Origin of the sequence: Pseudomonas sp. KD5, from assembly GCF_012932895.1 — a bacterium.
Lineage (GTDB): Bacteria > Pseudomonadota > Gammaproteobacteria > Pseudomonadales > Pseudomonadaceae > Aquipseudomonas.
The window spans coordinates 408,360-426,058 of sequence record NZ_JDWJ01000001.1; the positions used below are offsets into that span (position 1 = coordinate 408,360).

17 protein-coding genes and 2 pseudogenes are annotated in these 17,699 nt (G+C 61.3%); 13 read left to right on the forward strand and 6 right to left on the reverse strand.

From position 1 onward, the window contains the following. The first annotated feature begins 1 nt into the window (after window position 1). Complete coding sequence (locus tag AF70_RS01735; protein WP_018925374.1) at window positions 2-670, forward strand: response regulator transcription factor; 669 nt, start codon at window positions 2-4, stop codon at window positions 668-670. Next, the gene (locus AF70_RS01740) at window positions 667-1,980 is read left to right on the forward strand and encodes a sensor histidine kinase (protein WP_028941197.1); all 1,314 of its coding nucleotides are present in this window, start codon (window positions 667-669) and stop codon (window positions 1,978-1,980) included. Before AF70_RS01735 ends, AF70_RS01740 begins: the two co-directional genes overlap by 4 nt. A gap of 65 nt (window positions 1,981-2,045) precedes the next feature. On the opposite strand, the gene AF70_RS29980 is transcribed toward AF70_RS01740, so the two are convergent. Beyond that, a complete protein-coding gene (locus AF70_RS29980) occupies window positions 2,046-2,801 on the reverse strand; it encodes a methyl-accepting chemotaxis protein (protein WP_371929184.1) in 756 nt (251 codons plus the stop codon). A gap of 102 nt (window positions 2,802-2,903) precedes the next feature. Further along, window positions 2,904-4,193: pseudogene (locus AF70_RS29985) on the reverse strand (HAMP domain-containing protein); the annotation flags it as partial. Between the two features lie 363 nt (window positions 4,194-4,556). On the opposite strand from AF70_RS29985, the gene AF70_RS01750 reads away from it, so the two are divergent. The 4 genes and pseudogenes from AF70_RS01750 to AF70_RS01760 all read left to right on the forward strand — a co-directional run bounded on the left by AF70_RS01750 (window position 4,557) and on the right by AF70_RS01760 (window position 8,014). Beyond that, the gene (locus tag AF70_RS01750; RefSeq protein WP_167331173.1) at window positions 4,557-5,873 is read left to right on the forward strand and encodes a Na+/H+ antiporter family protein; all 1,317 of its coding nucleotides are present in this window, start codon (window positions 4,557-4,559) and stop codon (window positions 5,871-5,873) included. Window positions 5,874-5,970: 97 nt separating this feature from the next. Next, window positions 5,971-6,789 (forward strand): annotated as a pseudogene (locus AF70_RS29990) (cache domain-containing protein); the annotation flags it as partial. Window positions 6,790-6,891: 102 nt separating this feature from the next. Continuing rightward, complete coding sequence (locus AF70_RS29995) at window positions 6,892-7,647, forward strand: methyl-accepting chemotaxis protein (protein ID WP_371861278.1); 756 nt, start codon at window positions 6,892-6,894, stop codon at window positions 7,645-7,647. Window positions 7,648-7,855: 208 nt separating this feature from the next. Beyond that, window positions 7,856-8,014, forward strand: coding sequence for a metallothionein (locus AF70_RS01760; RefSeq protein WP_018925378.1), 159 nt, complete (start codon window positions 7,856-7,858; stop codon window positions 8,012-8,014). A gap of 71 nt (window positions 8,015-8,085) precedes the next feature. On the opposite strand, the gene AF70_RS01765 is transcribed toward AF70_RS01760, so the two are convergent. Beyond that, window positions 8,086-8,313: a DUF6555 family protein gene (locus AF70_RS01765; protein ID WP_018925379.1), complete on the reverse strand. Its 228-nt coding sequence runs from the start codon at window positions 8,311-8,313 to the stop codon at window positions 8,086-8,088. A 145-nt stretch (window positions 8,314-8,458) separates the two neighbouring features. Here AF70_RS01765 and AF70_RS01770 point away from each other — a divergent pair, with 145 nt between their 5' ends. From AF70_RS01770 to AF70_RS01780, 3 genes are all read left to right on the forward strand, one after another. Continuing rightward, on the forward strand, window positions 8,459-9,247 hold the full coding sequence (locus AF70_RS01770) for a helix-turn-helix domain-containing protein (protein WP_019579971.1): 789 nt from the start codon (window positions 8,459-8,461) through the stop codon (window positions 9,245-9,247). A gap of 96 nt (window positions 9,248-9,343) precedes the next feature. Further along, window positions 9,344-9,517 carry a DUF1427 family protein gene (locus tag AF70_RS01775; RefSeq protein ID WP_007933035.1) on the forward strand — a complete coding sequence of 58 codons (174 nt, stop codon included), beginning with the start codon at window positions 9,344-9,346 and terminating at the stop codon, window positions 9,515-9,517. Window positions 9,518-9,546: 29 nt separating this feature from the next. Next, window positions 9,547-10,503 (forward strand): zinc-binding alcohol dehydrogenase family protein, encoded by a 957-nt coding sequence (locus tag AF70_RS01780; protein ID WP_028941198.1) that lies wholly within the window; start codon window positions 9,547-9,549, stop codon window positions 10,501-10,503. A 69-nt stretch (window positions 10,504-10,572) separates the two neighbouring features. On the opposite strand, the gene AF70_RS01785 is transcribed toward AF70_RS01780, so the two are convergent. Both AF70_RS01785 and AF70_RS01790 read right to left on the reverse strand, forming a co-directional pair. Continuing rightward, window positions 10,573-11,607, reverse strand: coding sequence for a purine nucleoside permease (locus AF70_RS01785; protein WP_028941199.1), 1,035 nt, complete (start codon window positions 11,605-11,607; stop codon window positions 10,573-10,575). Between the two features lie 24 nt (window positions 11,608-11,631). Continuing rightward, on the reverse strand, window positions 11,632-12,588 hold the full coding sequence (locus AF70_RS01790; RefSeq protein WP_028941200.1) for a nucleoside-specific channel-forming protein Tsx: 957 nt from the start codon (window positions 12,586-12,588) through the stop codon (window positions 11,632-11,634). Window positions 12,589-12,896: 308 nt separating this feature from the next. Here AF70_RS01790 and selD point away from each other — a divergent pair, with 308 nt between their 5' ends. Then, the gene (gene selD / locus AF70_RS01795) at window positions 12,897-13,931 is read left to right on the forward strand and encodes a selenide, water dikinase SelD (protein ID WP_028941201.1); all 1,035 of its coding nucleotides are present in this window, start codon (window positions 12,897-12,899) and stop codon (window positions 13,929-13,931) included. Further along, window positions 13,931-15,034 (forward strand): tRNA 2-selenouridine(34) synthase MnmH, encoded by a 1,104-nt coding sequence (gene mnmH / locus AF70_RS01800; RefSeq protein WP_028941202.1) that lies wholly within the window; start codon window positions 13,931-13,933, stop codon window positions 15,032-15,034. Before selD ends, mnmH begins: the two co-directional genes overlap by 1 nt. 63 nt (window positions 15,035-15,097) lie before the next feature. Here the strand turns inward: mnmH and AF70_RS01805 are convergent, their stop codons facing one another. Beyond that, entirely contained in the window at window positions 15,098-15,772 is a 675-nt protein-coding gene (locus tag AF70_RS01805; protein WP_019579976.1) for a hypothetical protein, read from the reverse strand. Between the two features lie 307 nt (window positions 15,773-16,079). Here AF70_RS01805 and AF70_RS01810 point away from each other — a divergent pair, with 307 nt between their 5' ends. Next, window positions 16,080-16,787 carry a glutathione binding-like protein gene (locus tag AF70_RS01810; protein ID WP_018925387.1) on the forward strand — a complete coding sequence of 236 codons (708 nt, stop codon included), beginning with the start codon at window positions 16,080-16,082 and terminating at the stop codon, window positions 16,785-16,787. Window positions 16,788-16,810: 23 nt separating this feature from the next. Continuing rightward, entirely contained in the window at window positions 16,811-17,653 is an 843-nt protein-coding gene (locus AF70_RS01815) for a PhzF family phenazine biosynthesis protein (RefSeq protein WP_028941203.1), read from the forward strand. Window positions 17,654-17,699: the final 46 nt, after the last annotated feature.

A 17,699-nucleotide genomic window follows, 5' to 3' on the forward strand; every position in this document is an offset into this window, starting at 1 on the left:
GATGCGTTTGCTCCTGGTGGAAGACCATGTGCCGCTGGCCGACGAATTGATGGCTGGCCTCAACCGGCAGGGTTACGCCGTGGACTGGCTGGCCGACGGCCGCGATGCGGTGTACCAGGGCAGCAGCGAGCCTTATGACCTGATCATCCTCGACCTCGGCCTGCCGGGTTTGCCGGGGCTTGAGGTGCTGGCGCAGTGGCGGGCCGGTGGCCTGGCCACGCCGGTGCTGATTCTCACCGCGCGTGGTTCCTGGGCCGAGCGGATCGAAGGCCTCAAGGCCGGCGCCGACGATTACCTGAGCAAACCCTTCCACCCGGAAGAACTGCACCTGCGCATTCAGGCATTGTTGCGCCGCTCCCACGGCCAGGCCAATCAGCCGACGCTCAAGGCTGCCGGCCTGCACCTGGATGAAGGTCGTCAGTGCGTGACCCGCGACGGCGCCGACATCCAGCTCACTGCCGCGGAATTTCGCCTGCTGCGCTATTTCATGCTGCACCCCGAACAGATCCTTTCCAAAAGCCACCTCGCCGAACACCTCTACGACGGTGAAACCGAGCGCGACTCCAACGTGCTAGAAGTCCACGTCAACCACCTGCGCCGCAAGCTCGGCCGCAGCGTGATCGAAACCCGTCGCGGTCAGGGTTACCTGTTCGGCGGGCAAGCCCAGTGAGGTCGATCCAGCGTCGCTTGAGCCTGGGCCTGATCAGCGTGATGGTGATCGTCGGCCTGGTGCTGGCGCAAACCAGCCTGTGGCTGTTCGAAATGGGTTTGCAGCGCTACCTCGAAGCCGGGTTGCGCAACGACAGTGAAAACCTGCTGGTGGCGCTGGTGCGCGGCCCACAGGGGTTGCAGCTGGATGAGCGACATCTGTCGCCGGCCTATCAGCGCCCGTTTTCCGGGCACTATTTTCGTATCGACTTTGCCGACAGCCATTGGCGCTCCCGCTCGTTATGGGATCAGGACCTGCCGCGGCTCGAACACCCGGGCCTGAACAGCAACCTGCAACTGGGGCCGGAAGGGCAGCAGTTGCTGGTGCTGCGTTCGGACTACCGGCGGCTGGGCCAGGCGATTTCCATCAGCGTCGCCCAGGACTACACGCCGGTGCGCGAGAGTTTCTGTCGCATGCAACAAGTCGGTCTCGGGTTGGGGCTGGCGGGGCTGTTGCTGATTTTGCTGTTGCAACGGATCACCGTGCGCCGCGCCTTGCGCCCGCTGGAAAAGGCCCGCGAGCAAATCGCCCAGTTGCAGCAGGGCCAGCGTTCGCAACTCGACGAAGCCGTGCCGGTGGAGCTGGAACCGCTGGTGGCGCAGATCAACCATTTGCTGGCCCACACCGAAGATAGCCTCAAGCGCTCGCGCAATGCCTTGGGCAACTTGGGGCATGCGTTGAAAACCCCGTTGGCGGTGTTGTTGAGCCTGGCTTCCAGCGAGAAGCTCGATGCGCACCCGCAGCTGCGCAAGGTGATTCAAGCGCAACTGGAGCAGGTCCAGCAGCGACTCAATCGCGAACTCAACCGCGCCCGGTTGTCCGGCGATGCGCTGCCGGGGGCGTTGTTTGATTGCGATGCCGAGCTGCCGGGGTTACTGGCCACGCTGAGCATGATTCACGGTGAACACCTCGACCTGAGCTACCGCGCACCGGCCGGTTTGCAACTGCCGTGGGATCGCGAAGATCTACTGGAGTTGCTGGGCAACCTGCTGGATAACGCCTGCAAATGGGCGGATGCGGAGGTTCGGTTAAGCGTGGTTGAAACGACTGAAAGTTTTCAGTTGAGCGTGGAAGACGATGGGCCGGGGATTCCCGAAGGCCAGCGCGATCAGGTGTTCAGCCGCGGTACACGGCTTGATGAACAGACCGATGGGCATGGATTGGGATTGGGCATCGTGCGCGACATCGTCGACACGTGGGGCGGGGTGTTGAGGTTGGAGGAAAGCGAGTGGGGCGGGTTGAAAGTGATGATCGAACTGCCCAAACGCTGACCCCGCACTGAAGGGTGCAGGTTACCTGTGGCTAGGGAGCAAGCTCCCTCGCCACAGGTGTCAGGTCACACGCGAAACTGGTCCATCAAGCTCTGCTGCTGATTCGCCAGGCTGTTAAGCGACTGACTCACCCGCGCCGATTCATTGGCTTGCCCCGACAGCGATTCGGTCACGTCCCGAATGGTCGCCACGTTGTTATTGATTTCCTCGGCCACCGCGCTTTGTTCTTCCGCCGCACTGGCAATCTGCAGGTTCATGTCGCTGATCACCGTCACCGCATCACCAATCTGCCGCAATGCCGTCACCGCCTGACCCACCTGCTCGACACTGCCCTGAGCCTGTCGATGGCTGTTGTTCATTGAGTTCACCACATCCTGAGTACCGCCCTGCAACAGTTCGATCACCTGGCGGGTTTCCTCCACCGATTCCTGAGTGCGTCGCGCCAGGTTGCGCACTTCATCGGCGACCACGGCGAAACCGCGTCCGGCTTCACCGGCCCGGGCGGCTTCGATGGCGGCATTCAGCGCCAAGAGGTTGGTCTGCTCGGCAATGGCGCGAATCACCTCCAGCACCGAACCGATTTTCTCGCTGTTCGCCGCCAGGCCTTCGACCTGCACCATGGCTGCGCTCATGTCGGCGGCGAGGTGGTCGATGCTGGTGGTGGTGCGGTCGATCACGGTCAAGCCCTGACGGGTGGCCTGATCGGCATCGCGTGCTGCTTGTGCCGCCTGCGCGGCGCTGCGGGCGACGTCCTGGGCGGTGGCGCTCATTTCATGGGACGCGGTGGCCACCTGGTCGACCTGACGGTACTGCTGCTCCATGCCGGCGCTGGTCTGGGTGGCGATGGCGGACGATTGGTCCGCCGTGCTACGGGCGTCCTGCACCGAGCGTTTCACTTGGGCGATGATCGGCTGCAACTTGTCGAGGAAACGGTTGAACCAACCGGCCAACTGGCCCAGTTCGTCCTTTTTGTCGTAAGCCAGACGCCGGGTCAGGTCGCCTTCGCCGCTGGCAATGTCTTCCAGCATGCGGGCCACGCCGAGGATCGGTTTGGTCACACTGCGGGCCATCAGCCACACCAGTAACAAACCGACGAGCGCCGCCAGTACACCCAGGCACAGTTCAACCAGGGTGCCGGCGGCGTTGCTGTCGTCGAGTTGTTTTTTCAACGCTTCGGCGGGGCCGACCAGCACCTTCTCCGGCACGTCAAGCAACACGCCCCAGGATTTGCCACCGGGAATCGGCTGGAACGGCGAGAGCACTTTCAGTTGCTGGTTGCTGTGCAGGCTCTCGGTCTTGCTGCTGGCAGTGAGCCGGCGCAGCAGTTCGGCGCCGTTAGTGGTGTCCACGGCGTCGAGGCGCTGGCTGAGCTTGCTGGCGTCCGGGCTGTAGCCGGCCAGCAAACCGACCGGGCTGACGATGCTGACGCTGGTCTGGCCGTCATAGAGTTTCTTGCTGGCGCTCTGGCTGATCGCTTGCAGGCTGTTGAGATTGATGTCCACCGACAGCGAGGCGATGACTTTGCCGTTGACCATCAGCGGGAACACGATGCTGGTCATCAGCACGTTCTGGCCGTCGATCACATAGAAGTAGGGTTCGATCACGCAAGGCTTGAGCGTGGTGCGCGGGCAGGTGAACCAGGCGTTGGCCGGTTCGCCGCTGGGGCCGGTGCTGGTGTCGGCCATGTCGCTTTCCGGCAGGGCCATGGAGGTCACTTTGCCGGGTGTCGGTTGCGACCAGTACAGGGCGAAACGGCCCTTGTCGTTACTGCCCAACTCCGCCTGGCCGGCGAACAGATTGTCCTTGCCGTCCAGCGCATTGGCCTCGAACACCAGCGACAGGCCAAGCAGGTCCGGGTTGGCCTGCAGGGCCGACTTGACCTGCCGGGTCAGGTCTTCACGCAGGTCGAAGGCATCGAGAAAGCGCTTCTCGGCCTGATCGCGCAAAAACAGCACCTGCCGCGAAAAGCCATGGCCATATTGATAGGCGTCCATGAACTGCTGACGAATTCCCAGCGCCTGCACTTCACCCTGGGATTCGATGCGCGCCTGGGCGGCCTCGGTGAGCATTTCCATGCTTGAGGCTTTCACCAGCGCCGAGCTGTGCTCCATGCGATACAGCGAAAGCCCTACCAGCAGGGTCACGATGCCCGCCAGGCAGAGCCCGGCCAACAGGGTGATTTTCCATTGAATGGAAAGGTGTCTGAGCGACATGGGAACGTCCTTTTATTCGATAAATATCTGAGACTTTGCACTGTAGCGGCCGTGATTCGGCTTTCTTTATGTCGCAGGCTGAATAACCAATCCCGACCACTGCAACCTCAGTGGCGAGGGGGCTTGCCCCCGTTCGGCTGCGAAGCAGTCGCGAATCCAGGCAACCAAGTGTGTCTGTAGGAATATAGGGGGCCGCTTCGCGACCCAACGGGGGCAAGCCCCCTCGCCACAGAACCCCCTTTGACAAGGCGGCAGCGGTCCGGCACAGTGCGCGCCCTCTAATAAAACCCTCTCTTCAATCCGCTGGCGGCGCTTGTGCGCACTGCCGGACGGACTCTTTCCGCTTGCCTTGAGGTAACGATGATTAATGCAGTAATTGCCGCGGTCGGCATCATGCTGATACTCAGCCTGTCCCGCGTGCATGTGGTGATCGCGCTGATTGTGGGCGCGCTGGTCGGTGGCTTGACCGGTGGTCTGGGGATCGATGCGACCCTCAAAGCCTTCAACAGCGGCCTCGGCGGCGGGGCGACGGTGGCGTTGTCCTACGCCTTGCTCGGCGCGTTCGCCGTGGCCATTGCCAAGTCCGGCTTGGCCCATGCCCTGGCGGACAAAGCCCTGGCCATGGTCGATCGTCAGCACGCCAACGGTGGCGGCAATGTCAAATGGCTGCTGATCGGCCTGCTATGGGTGGTGGCCATCGCCTCGCAGAACATTTTGCCGATTCATATCGCCTTTATCCCGTTGCTGGTGCCGCCTCTTTTATATGTGCTGACCAAACTGCAACTGGACCGGCGGTTGATCGCCTGCGTGATGACCTTCGGGCTGATCACGCCGTACATGTTCCTGCCGGTGGGCTTCGGCAACATCTTCCTCAATGAAATCCTGTTGGCCAACGTCGCCCGTAGCGGCGTGGACATCAGCGGTATCAATGTCACCCATGCGATGGGCATTCCGGCGCTGGGCATGGTGTTTGGCCTCGCGGCAGCCTTCATCAGCTACCGCAAGAAGCGCGTTTACGACCTGGAAAAGATCGAGCAAGTCGAACAGGTCGCGGTGCAGTACAACCCCTTGAGCCTGATGGTCGCCGGTCTGGCGATTGTCGTGGCGTTCATTATTCAGCTGTTGCTGGACTCGATGATTATCGGGGCGCTGGTGGGCTTCCTGATTTTTTCGGCGTCGGGCATCGTCAAGTGGCGTGAAACCGACGACCTGTTCACCGAAGGCATGAAGATGATGGCGATGATCGGCTTCATCATGATCGCCGCGTCCGGGTTTGCCGAAGTGATGAAAGCCACCGGTCATGTGCAGACACTGGTGGAGTCCTCGGCCTCGTGGATCGACCACAGCAAAGGCATCGGGGCGCTGTTGATGCTGCTGGTGGGCCTGTTGGTGACCATGGGCATCGGCTCGTCGTTTTCCACGGTACCGATTCTGGCGGCGATTTTCGTGCCGTTGTGCGTGCAACTGGGCTTCAGCCCGATCGCCATCGTGTGCATCGTCGGCACTGCCGGCGCGCTGGGCGATGCCGGTTCACCGGCGTCGGACTCGACCCTGGGCCCGACCTCCGGTCTGAACATCGACGGCCAGCATCATCACATCTGGGACACCGTGGTCCCGACCTTCCTGCACTACAACCTGCCGTTGCTGGCGTTCGGTTGGGTGGCGGCGATGGTTCTGTAACCACTTTACCTTGTAGGACCGCGTTCAACTTTTGATCTGGCGTGCCGTTATAGCCTTTAACCACGCCAATAAAATCAAAAGAGTGAACGTCATGCGCATGAGCCTGAAGGCCAAAGTCCTGTCCCTTGCCGTCCTCCCGGTGTTGCTCTTTGCGCTGGTCATCAGCCTGACCACGCTGTTCATCCTGCAGGAACAGGCCCGCAAGGAAGTCGAGGAAACCCGTCAGCGCCTGCTCAGCGATGCCAAGGCGACCCTGCAAAGCTACGTTACCGTGGCCATGACCACGATCAAGCCGCTCTACGACGCGGCCGCCCCCGGAGATGACGCGGCGCGGGCGCAGGTGATCAAGTTGCTGTCGAGCATCACCTACGGCAAGGACGGCTACTTCTTCGGCTACGACTCCAACACCGTGCGCCTGTTCAAGGCCAACAGCCCCGAAGGCGTGGGCCAGAGCTTCAAGGACAACCGCGACCCGAACGGCGTCTACGTTAACCGCGACCTGGTGAAAGTCGCCAAGGACGGGACCCACTACCTGCAATACAGCTCGCCGCTGCCCGGCAACAGCCAAGTGCTGGTGCCCAAGCTCGGCTACACCGAATACCTGCCGAAGTGGGACATGGCGGTCGGCACCTCGGTCAACCTCGACGGCATCGAAGCGCAAGTGGCGCTGGTTGAGATCAAGGTCCAGGAACGCATGCAAGGCGTGGTGCTGAGCATTGTCGGGATTGCCGTGGTGGTGCTGCTGGTGATCGCTGCGGCCGGGATGCTGCTGGCCAATACCATTCTGCGTCCGCTGAACCTGATGAAAGCCAACCTCGACGACATCGCGGCGGGCGAGGGCGACCTGACCCGGCGCCTGACCATCACCAGCCAGGATGAACTCGGCGAACTGGCCGGCTCGTTCAACCGTTTCGTCGACAAGATCCACGGCCTGGTGCGGCAGATCACCGAAATGACCTCGCAACTGACCGGGTTGGTGAATCAGGTTTCCGATCAGGCCCAACGCTCGGATCAGGCCATGGAGCGCCAGCGTCACGAGACCGATCAGGTGGCCACGGCGATCAACCAAATGTCGGCGGCGGCCCAGGAAGTGGCCAAGAGCGCGCAAAACGCCGCGGTCGCTGCCCAGCAGACCGACGAAGAAGGCCAGGCCGCCAAGCGCGTGGTGGCCGGTAGCATCGTGAAGATTCATGCACTGGTGAACGACATTCGCAGCAGCGGCGTGTCCCTCGACAGCCTGCAGAAAGACGTGTCGTCGATTGTCAGCGTGCTCGGGGTGATCCGTTCGATTGCCGAGCAGACCAACCTGCTGGCGCTCAACGCCGCCATTGAAGCAGCCCGCGCCGGTGAGGCCGGACGTGGTTTTGCGGTGGTTGCCGATGAAGTGCGGGCGTTGGCCAGTCGCACGCAAATCAGCACCCAGGAAATCCAGGGCATGATCGACCGCTTGCAGGCCGGCACCCAATCGGCGGTCGAGTCCATGCGCCGCTCCAGCGAGGCCGGCGACGGCACGTCGGCCCAGGCCAACGAGGCCGGCGCGTCGCTGGACGCCATGGCCCAACTGATCGGCACCATCAACTCGATGAACGCGCAGATTGCCAGCGCCGCCGAAGAGCAAACCGCCGTGGCCGAAGAGATCAACCGCAGCGTGCACCAGATCGCCGTGGCGGTGGACAGCGTCGCCGACGAGACCCAGCGCGGCGCGCAAACCTCGCGCAGCCTGGCCGATCTCGGTCAGCGCCTGGGGCAATTGGTTGGGCAATTCCGTATTTGAGTGATGTCGCTGAGAGAGTTTTGCGATCCGTAGCAGCTGCCTCGCGGGCTCGGCAGCTGCTACGGGGGAGCCACATCGCGACTACCCTCAATAGTAAGCAAACTCCGTCCAGGCATCTGTTTGAACCGGTTTCTGCAACGGGCGGTCATTTGCTTCAGGTGCCGCGCACCCGCGGCACCCGGACGACCCTAACCATGGAGTCAGACTCATGAACGACGGTACCTGCGACTGCCCGAAATGTTCCTGCAAACTGGGTGATCACCCCATCGTGCGTCACGGCAAGCACTATTGCTGTGAAGCCTGCGCCCACCATCACCAACACGGCGAAGAATGCTCCACCAAAGGCTGCAAGTGCGCTAAGCCCTGACCGCTCACCCAAAAAAGTGGAGCCGCTGCGGCTCCACTTTCAGTTTGAATATTCACCCTCCCTTTCAAAGCTCAACTCGTCGGCCGCCAGGTCACATTCTCGACGCCGAATTTTTCCGCCACTGGTTTGCTGGTCTTTTGCACCCGCTCACGGCCAAAACGCGGGATCCGGCCTATGCCGGCGTCGCAACTTGCCCAGTGCCAGGCTTCTGCGTTGTCCATTTTGTCCTGGCGGATGATGAAAGACTTGGGCTTGCCATGAAGTGTGTATTCAATGACGAAAAGTTTTGCGTTGTTCATAAAACCTGTATTCCTCCCTGTTGTAATAGAAGGATCGCCAGGCGCGCGAAAAATTCAGTCGGATTGTCAGTCGGTTACAGCGACTGGCGACACGTCGCAGGCCTCGCTACCATGGAGCCTTTCCGCCCCTCAATGATCCTAGCCTATGGCCAAGGCCGCACCCCCTGATTTAAGCGATACCGATGTGCCGGTGCAACCGCTGGCACGTACTTACCCGCGTGGGTTGTATATCGAGCCTCACGAACATGTGTGGGGCCAGTTGCTGTACGCGATGAGCGGCGTGATGTGGGTCGAGACACCCCATGAAGCACTGGTGGTGCCGCCGCAACGGGCGGTCTGGCTGCCGCCGGGTGTGCCGCACGGGATTCGCGTGGTCTCTGACTTGCAGATGCGCAACATCTACCTGCGGCCGTCATTGGCGGCTACACTGGACGACAGTGTGCAAGTGATTGAAGTCGGCGGCTTGCTGCGCGAACTGATCGTCGGGCTGGTGGAGCAGGGCGACGACGGTGCCCCGGATTACTACGACGCGCTGGTAGGCCTGGCCTTGCTGGAGCTCAAGCGCGCCCGACGTTCATTGCTGAAAATACCGCTGCCGGACGATTCCGACCGGCGACTGATGAACCTGTGTCAGGCGGTCATGGCCTCACCGTCGCTGGACATTCCCTTCGAGCAGCACGCCGAAAATGCCGGTGCCAGCGTGCGTACCCTGGCGCGCTTGTTCAAGGACGGTTTGGGCATGGGCTTCGCCGAGTGGCGGCGGCAGGTGCAACTGGCGACCGCGGCGGCTGAATTGATTCAGGGTGTACCGGTCAGCACGATTGCCCGGGAGCTGGGTTATTCGCCGAGCAGCTTCAGCGACATGTTCCGCCGGGAACTGGGCGTCGCGCCTTCGCAGTTTTGCGTGAGCCAGCAACGGGGCGGCACTGCGTAAAAAGCACTTTGGCCGACATTCAGAAGTACTTGGCCGACGTCCGTGACGACCTCTCTCTAGACTCTGCGCATACCCCCTTATGCCACGGAGTCTGTCATGAACTACCTTATCTCGTTGGGTATCGGTCTGGGCGTCGGCCTGCTCTATGGCGCGCTGGATTTTCGTTCCCCCGCACCACCGGCCATCGCGCTGGTGGGTCTGCTGGGCATGCTCGCCGGTGAGCAGTTGTGGCCCTTGGGCCGGCAACTGGTGGCGGGCTGGATCTCCTGAAACCTCTTATCCATTTGGTGGAAATGCCCATGAAAGCACTGCAATTCGACAAAACCGGCGACCTCTCGGCCCTGCGCTACGTTGAGGTGCCCACCCCCGTTCCCGGCGCTGACGAAGTGCTGGTCCAGATCAAGGCGGCGGGCCTCAATCCCAGCGATGTGAAAAACGTACTGGGGCGCTTTCCCTACACCACATTGCCGCGGATTCCCGGGCGTGATTTCGCCGGTATCGTCGTCGAAGGCCCGCAGGCGCTGATCGGCCAGGAAGTCTGGGGCACCGGCCGGGAGCTGGGCTTCTTTGCCGACGGTTCCCACGCGCAATTCGTCAAACTGCCGGCCAATGGCGTGGCGCTGAAGCCGACGCATCTGAGCTTTGCCCAGGCCGCCAGCCTCGGTGTGCCGTACACCACGGCGTGGGATGCGCTGGAACGCAGTCTTGTCACGACCGGAACGCGGTTGTTGGTGATCGGCGGCGGGGCGGTGGGCAGCGCAGCATTGGCGCTGGCCAAAGTCCGGGGCGCCCAGGTGCTGGCGGCGGCGCGGCGGCCAGAGCAGGTCAAGGATTTGCAGGCTCAGGGTTATCAGACGCTGCAACTGGATAAGCCTGAGGACCTGGGCGCACAGGTCAGCGCCGTGTATGCCGGCGGTGCCGACGTGATCTTCGACACCACCGGTTTCTGGCTACCGGCCTCGGTCCCGGCGCTGGCCGCGTTCGGTCGCATCGCAATCATCGCCGCGCCGGCGGATGGGCATGTGCAATTGCCGGCCCTGGCGCTGTATCGCAAGGGCGGTTCGGTGGTGGGGATCAATTCATTGCTGTACGGGGTTCAGGCGTGTGCGGCGATGCTCGAACAGTTCGGAAGCTTTTTCGATCAGGGCCTGTTGCCGTTGCCGGAAGGGCTAGTTGAATCGCCGTTGGCCGAGGGGCTGGAACGGTATGCCGAGGTGAATCAGGGCAGCGGTGACAAGGTGATTTTGTTGCCTTGAAATGGATGCAATTAGAAATACACCCCGGATCAAATGTGGGAGCGGGCAAGCCCGCTCCCACATATCAGATCAGGCTTCAGGCACACCTTTCTCCCAAACCGACCAATTCTTCAGAATCTCCTGCACCAACGGATTCCCCGTGCGGTACAGGTTCTCCAGTGCCGGCACAAACCCGCCCTGATCGGCGTATTTGAGCAGGTTATCCACCTCGCTCTGGCCCGGCGCCGGCCGGTCGAAGTCGGAACCGGCGCGTACCACCGCCAAACGGCGGACATCCACCAGACCTTCGCGATTGGCCCGCAGCAGTGCCTCGTAGGTGGAGTTGTCTTCCTGCTGAGTGGTGCAGTAGACACCTTCATTGTTGGTCAGCAATTTTGTCCAGACTTCCGCCCGCTCACTCAAGCGCGTCCCGGAAAACCAGGTATTGCCCGCCAGCGTGTCGCACTGGGTCACCACCGGCGGCTGATTGGCTGGCGCAGACGGGTACTTCAAGCGCCACGCCGCCGACTCCTTGCTCTCGCTCAGTTCGACTTTGTGGCTCAGGGCGAAGGCTTTGGCCTGCAACTTCGGATTGAGTTCGAAGACTTCGGTTTTGTAATCCAGCGGCGGTTTTTCGTTCGGGCCTTTGGTGTTGATGCCCAGGTAACCGGTCGGCCAGTCTTTCGGCGCGTCCCGGGAGTCCAGTTCCCACTGGGTGCCAAACTCCACCAGGTAGTGCGCCCACGCGGTGGTGCCGATGGTCCCGTGTTTCGGGCTGATGCCGGCAATCCCGGCGATCAGGAAGTAACTTTTGCGCAGGTCGAATTTCGGCGACAGCGCCAGGGCCAGGGTCGAGGCCGCCGCATTGGTCTGGCCCATGCCGGTGACCATCAGGCACACCTGTTCGGTGTTGCAGCGAATGTTCGGGTACTCGGCGGACAGGCCCGGTACTCGTACTTCCTGCTTGAGTTCCAGGCGATCAATCCAGTTCTGCGCCTCGGGAGCGAACATGGTGATCAGCATCACTTTCGGCTGGATCGGCGCTTCTACCGCCCAGGCAGAGGAAGAGAGCAGGGTGCTTGCCGCAAAACCGACAGACAGGGAAAGACGCGTCATTGCTTTCATAAAACCTCCTGATTCAAATGAGCCTTAAAACTGATAGCCAACACCGGCGTAGTAACCCCAGCCGTTGGAACGGGCGCGGAAGTCGCCATCGCCGAAATTCAACTCACTGCCGTCCTCCCAGTTGCCGCCGTTGTGGAAGTAACGGCCGACCAGGGTGAAACGCAAGTGGGTGAAGGCGTAGAGCAACACGTTGGTGGCCACGGTGGCATTGGCGGTGCGGGCCGGGTTGTCCTTGTGCAGGTCGGAGCCGAAGTCGAAGTTGGTGAAACCGATGTAGGTCAGCGAAGCGCCGTTGCTGAAACTGCTGATGGGCACGATGTATTTGAGCTGGGCGCGGTAGCCGTCCCACGAATACTCGTTGCTGGCGCCGTAGTTTTCCCACTGGTAGCGACCGTAGAAGTTGGCCGACAGATTGACCCGCGAATGGGTGTCGATGTCGGTGCCGAGGCCGCTGTACAGCGTGTTGGCACGGTTGGCGCTGTTGCTGCCGTGGTCGTAGATCCAGTCGAACGCCACGTACCATTCCTTGAACGGCCCTACAGCCAGGCTGCGGCCGGCCAGGTAGTCGATGGAAATCCGCGGTTCGTGCTCCATGAACACTGGCGAGCCGTGGTCCCATACGCCTTTGTCATGGCTGTTGCCGATGTCGAAGATCTTCGGAATGTCGATGTAGCCGTACAACTCGAACGGCCCCTTGCGGCCGAAGTACTCGTATTCCAAGTAGATGTCGTCGGCCGGTTGCGGGCCGAAACTGATGTCCTTGCTGCCGATGACGGTCAGGTCCTGATTGAACCAGTCCGACAGGTACGCGCCTTTTTTTGGTGGGTTGGCTTCAGGGCTGAGGGCTTCGCCCTGGGCGGATTCTTCGGTGGTGGCCGGTTGGGCCAACGCGGAGCTGCTGAGTAGTCCTGTAACGCTGGACAACAGCAAGGAAACAGCAAACGTGCATGAGCAAGTCACGCGACTGGAGGTGCACTGCATTAAAAGTCCCTTTTCGTGCGGATCGAAGGCCCGGTGGTGCGGGCTGATTCGGATTAAGTGGCGAACAGGCCGGTATCGGCGACTCGCAAACGTTTGCACAAGCCATACCAATTTTCTTAATACGCTGAAAAACCGGAGGAATTGGCGGTTTTGCTGTCCTTTCGGTCAAGGATTTCGCGGGGCGGGGGAAAAGAAGGGGAGTCGGACGCACCAAAGTGAGTTTCGCTGCACAAAGATCGTTCTTGCGCGGCTTCTGCCAAATGGGGTTGCTGTAGAATCCTCGCCATTGACTTCACAAGGTGCATCCCATGAGCGAGCCGATACGTCTGACCCAATACAGCCACGGCGCAGGTTGCGGCTGCAAGATTTCGCCCCAGGTGCTGGAGGTGATTCTGGCCGGCAGCGGGGCGCAGAACCTGGACCCGAAACTCTGGGTTGGCAACGCCTCGCGCGATGACGCGGCGGTGTATGCCATCGATGAAGAGCGCGGCGTGGTGTCGACCACTGACTTCTTTATGCCGATCGTCGACGATCCGTTCGATTTCGGCCGTATCGCCGCCACCAACGCCATCAGCGACATTTACGCCATGGGCGGCGATCCGTTGATGGCGATTGCGATCCTCGGCTGGCCGGTCAATGTGCTGGCGCCGGAGATTGCCCGGGAAGTGATTCGCGGCGGGCGGTCGGTCTGCGATGAAGCGGGAATCCCCTTGGCCGGTGGCCATTCCATCGACGCACCTGAGCCGATCTTCGGCCTGGCCGTGACCGGACTGGTGGAAAAGCGCCACATGAAGCGCAACGACACCGCCACCGCCGGATGCCTGCTCTATCTCACCAAACCCTTGGGCATCGGCATCCTCACCACCGCCGAGAAAAAGGGCAAGTTGCGCAATGCCGACATCGGCCTGGCCCGCGACTGGATGTGCACCCTGAACAAACCCGGAAGCCGTTTTGGCAAGCTCGATGGCGTGACCGCAATGACTGACGTCACCGGTTTCGGCCTGCTCGGGCATCTGGTGGAAATGGCCGACGGCAGCAACGTGACCGCCCGCATCGGCTATGACCGTGTGCCGCGCCTGCCGGGCGTCGAGTATTACCTCGATCAGGGTTGCGTGCCCGGCGGCACGCTGCGCAATTTCGACAGCTACGCCAGCAAGGTCGGCCGGCTCCAGGAGTTGCACAAACGCGTGCTCTGCGACCCGCAGACCAGCGGCGGTTTGCTGATTGCAGTCACGCCCGAAGGCAACGCAGCGTTCCTGGCGGTGGCGGCCGAACTTGGGCTGGCCCTTCAGCCGATCGGCGAACTGGTTGAGCGACAGACCCACGCGGTTGAGGTGGTTTGATGTCCAGAGACTTCACCGATTACCGCGACATCTTCCTCAACGACCGGCCGATGATGGATGTGCGCGCGCCGATCGAATTCCTCAAAGGCTCATTCCCCGGCGTGGTCAACCTGCCGCTGATGAATGACCACGAGCGGCAACGGGTCGGCACTTGCTACAAGCAACACGGTCAGCAAGCGGCCATCACGCTGGGGCATCAATTGGTGACCGGCGCGATCAAGGCCGAACGCATCCAGGCCTGGGCCGATTTTGCCCGGGCGCATCCGGATGGTTATTTGTATTGTTTTCGCGGTGGGCTGCGTTCGCAGATCACCCAGCAGTGGCTCAAGGACGAAGCGGGCATTGACTATCCGCGGGTCGGTGGTGGCTACAAGGCCATGCGCACCTTCTTGCTCGACACGCTCGACCAGGCCGTTGCCCAGTGCGATTTCGTTTTGCTGGGCGGCATGACCGGCACCGGCAAGACCGAGGTGCTCGCTCAATTGAGCAACGCGCTGGACCTTGAGGGTCACGCCCATCATCGCGGCTCCAGCTTCGGTAAACGCGCCACGGGCCAACCCTCCAACATCGACTTTGAAAACCGCCTGGCCGTGGACGTGCTGAAAAAACGCGCCAGCGGTATCGAGCAGTTTGTGCTCGAAGACGAGAGCCGCGCGATCGGCAGTTGCGCGTTGCCGTTGCCGCTTTATCAGGGCATGCAGCAGTTTCCGATGGTCTGGCTGGAAGACAGCCTGGAAGGGCGCGTCGAGCGGATCCTGCGCGATTACGTAGTGGATTTATGCGCCGAGTTCACCGAGGTGTATGGCGATGAAGGCTTCACGCTGTTTTCCGAGCGGATGTTGGCGAGCCTGAACAATGTCCAGAAACGCCTGGGCGGCGAACGCCATCGGCGGATGCTGACCTTGATGGAAGATGCGCTGGCGGAACAGGCCAATAGCGGCGCGGTGGACTTGCACCGGGGCTGGATCGAAGGGTTATTGCGCGAGTATTACGACCCGATGTATGTGTTTCAGCGGGAGAAAAAGGGCGCGCGGATCGAGTTTGTCGGGGAACGGAGCGCCGTTCTCGAATATCTGCGGGAGCGGGGCAAACGGCGGGGGTAATGTTGTTTTTGCTGGCCTCATCGCGGGCTTGCTCACGATGGGGGCTGGCAGGTGCCCGACCGCTTACGTCGGACAAGTCTCCTGACCGTTATTGAGCCCTTGCTTGTAGCTGTGGCTCTGCAGGCTGGCCTTGCCGTTGTGCCAGGTCAGCGTAAGCACGTACAGCGAGTCATAGTCGCTGGATGCCCAGTCATCGGTAATGCGCTGTTCTGAGCCGACGGCTTCCCCGGCGACCTTGTTGATCAGCTCGGGCAGGTAGCCATGGGACCAGGCGGTATAGATGATCGAGTTGTGATACTTGTCGCGAAGCAGTTCATCGGCCAGGTCGCTGGTGTCGTTGGCCGAAAATTCGATGTTCACCGGTAAGCCGAGCTTGATCGCGCTGGGGCTGATGGTCATCAGGGGGCGGATGTAACTGTAGGAATTATCCAGTTCGCCTTCCTCGACATTGCGCGTCGGGTTGGCGGCAAACACGTAATTGGCCTTGCCGAATTTTTCCGGCAGCAAGGTGGCCAGGTCGATGGCGCGATTCAGTCCCTGACAATTGAGCTGACCCAGGCCGCCGGCCGGTTTTTCGGCGTGACGCAAAAACACCAGTGTCTGTGTACCGTCCACCGGTTGGGCGCGGCTTTCACTGGACTCCAGCGACAAAAACAACGCGCTGGCCGCCAACAGAGCGGGCAGGAAGATAAAGGCGCGATGTTTGAAGCGGTTGGTGAGTTTCAAAGGGTTCATCATCGAATTGGTGATCTTCAGCGCATTCGGTTAAGGCTGACAAACCTTGACACCTCAAGCTCCGAGCATAGGGTGTTTTCCATGTCGTTGACCCAGTCTATTTCTAACAGGGCAATGCTCAGAGTCCGCTGAAGCCCTTTTGGTTCGATTCGAGCTTCGATCCGAGCGAGGTGCCCAGCACTTTAGCGGCAACCTTGAATGGATTGTGGGAAAGGTTATCGACAGGATGTTGCGGATTTATGGACACAGTACACATCTTAGCCCCGTCCCCCTTATGATCTTCACTCCGATTTTCCCGTGGAAGCTCCCGATGACCGATTTGTCTGCATTCCCCATCACTCGAAAATGGCCAGCCCAGTACCCGGAGTGGATTCAGCTCTATTCCTTGCCAACGCCCAATGGCGTCAAGGTTTCGATCATGCTCGAAGAGATCGGGCTGCCCTACGAGCCGCATCGCGTGGGCTTCGACACCCAGGATCAGCTGTCCCCTGAGTTTCTGTCGCTGAACCCCAACAACAAGATCCCGGCGATCCTCGACCCCCACGGCCCGGGCGACCAACCGCTGGCGCTGTTCGAGTCCGGGGCGATTCTGATTTACCTCGCCGACAAGAGCGGGCAACTGCTGGCCCAGGAGTCGGCAGCGCGTTACGAGACCCTTCAGTGGCTGATGTTTCAGATGGGCGGTATCGGGCCGATGTTCGGCCAGCTCGGTTTTTTCAACAAATTCGCCGGCAAGGACTACGAAGACAAGCGTCCGCGTGATCGCTACGTCGACGAAAGCAAGCGCTTGCTCAAGGTCCTCGATGGCCGCTTGCAAGGGCGCGACTGGATCATGGGCGAGCGCTACACCATTGCCGACATCGCGACTTTTCCGTGGGTGCGTAACCTGATCGGCTTCTACGAGGCCGGCGACCTGGTCGGCATCCAGGATTTCCCCAACGTCACCCGCGTGCTGGAGCGTTTCCTGGCAAGACCGGCGGTAATTCGCGGGCTGGAAATCCCTAAGCAATCCCTTTGAATCCCTCATCACCAAGGCAGGCAATGAGCGCGTTCGATTTCAAGCAAGTAGATGTTTTCAGCCCCGTCGCGCTCAAGGGCAACCCGTTGGCGGTTGTGTTCGGCGCAGACAAGCTCAGCGATGAACGCATGGCGGCGTTCGCGAACTGGACCAACCTCAGCGAAACCACGTTCGTGCTCGAACCTCGAGACCCCCGGGCCGACTATCGAGTGCGTATCTTCACCACCCTGCAAGAGTTGCCGTTCGCCGGTCATCCGACGCTGGGCACGTGCCATGCCTGGCTCGAGGCTGGCGGGGTGCCCAAGGGTGAGGAGATTATTCAGGAGTGTGGTGTCGGCCTGGTGCGGGTGCGTCGGCAGGGGGCGGAGCTGGCGTTTCTCGCGCCACCGCTGCTCAGGTCCGGTCCGGTGGATGCCGGACTGGTCGAGCGCGTACGGCAGGGGCTTGGGTTGGCGCCGGGGGCGATTGTGCGCACGCAATGGGTCGACAACGGTGCCGGTTGGCTGGCGGTGATGGTCGAGGACCGCCAGCAGATTCTGGACTTGCAGCCGGATCATGCACAGATGCTCGGCCTCGCCGTTGGTGTCATCGCGCCATGGCACCCCGAGAATGATGGTGCTGACGCGCAGTTCGAGGTGCGTGCATTCATCTCCGGCGACGGCATGCCGGAAGACCCGGCCACCGGCAGCCTGAACGCCGGGATCGCTCAATGGTTGCTCAGCGAAGGGTTGGCTCCGGCGTCTTATGTCGTCAGTCAGGGCCTGACCATGGGCCGCGCCGGGCGGATTCGGGTGGAGCAGGTGGGGGATGAGATCTGGATTGGTGGTTCTGTAGTGACGTGTATTACCGGAACGCTGACGATCTAACCTGTGAGAGCAGGCGGTATTCGATGCGGGCGATTGTTGCCGCCGC

Coding starts and splice junctions, on each gene's coding strand:
- AF70_RS01735 (WP_018925374.1), top strand. CDS start 2: ATGCGTTTGCTCCTGGTGGAAGACCATGTGCCGCTGGCCGACGAATTG.
- AF70_RS29980 (WP_371929184.1), bottom strand. CDS start 2,801: ATGGAGCAGCAGTACCGTCAGGTCGACCAGGTGGCCACCGCGTCCCAT.
- AF70_RS29995 (WP_371861278.1), top strand. CDS start 6,892: ATGGAGCGCCAGCGTCACGAGACCGATCAGGTGGCCACGGCGATCAAC.
- AF70_RS01760 (WP_018925378.1), top strand. CDS start 7,856: ATGAACGACGGTACCTGCGACTGCCCGAAATGTTCCTGCAAACTGGGT.
- AF70_RS01765 (WP_018925379.1), bottom strand. CDS start 8,313: ATGAACAACGCAAAACTTTTCGTCATTGAATACACACTTCATGGCAAG.
- AF70_RS01770 (WP_019579971.1), top strand. CDS start 8,459: ATGGCCAAGGCCGCACCCCCTGATTTAAGCGATACCGATGTGCCGGTG.
- AF70_RS01775 (WP_007933035.1), top strand. CDS start 9,344: ATGAACTACCTTATCTCGTTGGGTATCGGTCTGGGCGTCGGCCTGCTC.
- AF70_RS01780 (WP_028941198.1), top strand. CDS start 9,547: ATGAAAGCACTGCAATTCGACAAAACCGGCGACCTCTCGGCCCTGCGC.
- AF70_RS01785 (WP_028941199.1), bottom strand. CDS start 11,607: ATGAAAGCAATGACGCGTCTTTCCCTGTCTGTCGGTTTTGCGGCAAGC.
- AF70_RS01790 (WP_028941200.1), bottom strand. CDS start 12,588: ATGCAGTGCACCTCCAGTCGCGTGACTTGCTCATGCACGTTTGCTGTT.
- selD (WP_028941201.1), top strand. CDS start 12,897: ATGAGCGAGCCGATACGTCTGACCCAATACAGCCACGGCGCAGGTTGC.
- mnmH (WP_028941202.1), top strand. CDS start 13,931: ATGTCCAGAGACTTCACCGATTACCGCGACATCTTCCTCAACGACCGG.
- AF70_RS01805 (WP_019579976.1), bottom strand. CDS start 15,772: ATGATGAACCCTTTGAAACTCACCAACCGCTTCAAACATCGCGCCTTT.
- AF70_RS01810 (WP_018925387.1), top strand. CDS start 16,080: ATGACCGATTTGTCTGCATTCCCCATCACTCGAAAATGGCCAGCCCAG.
- AF70_RS01815 (WP_028941203.1), top strand. CDS start 16,811: ATGAGCGCGTTCGATTTCAAGCAAGTAGATGTTTTCAGCCCCGTCGCG.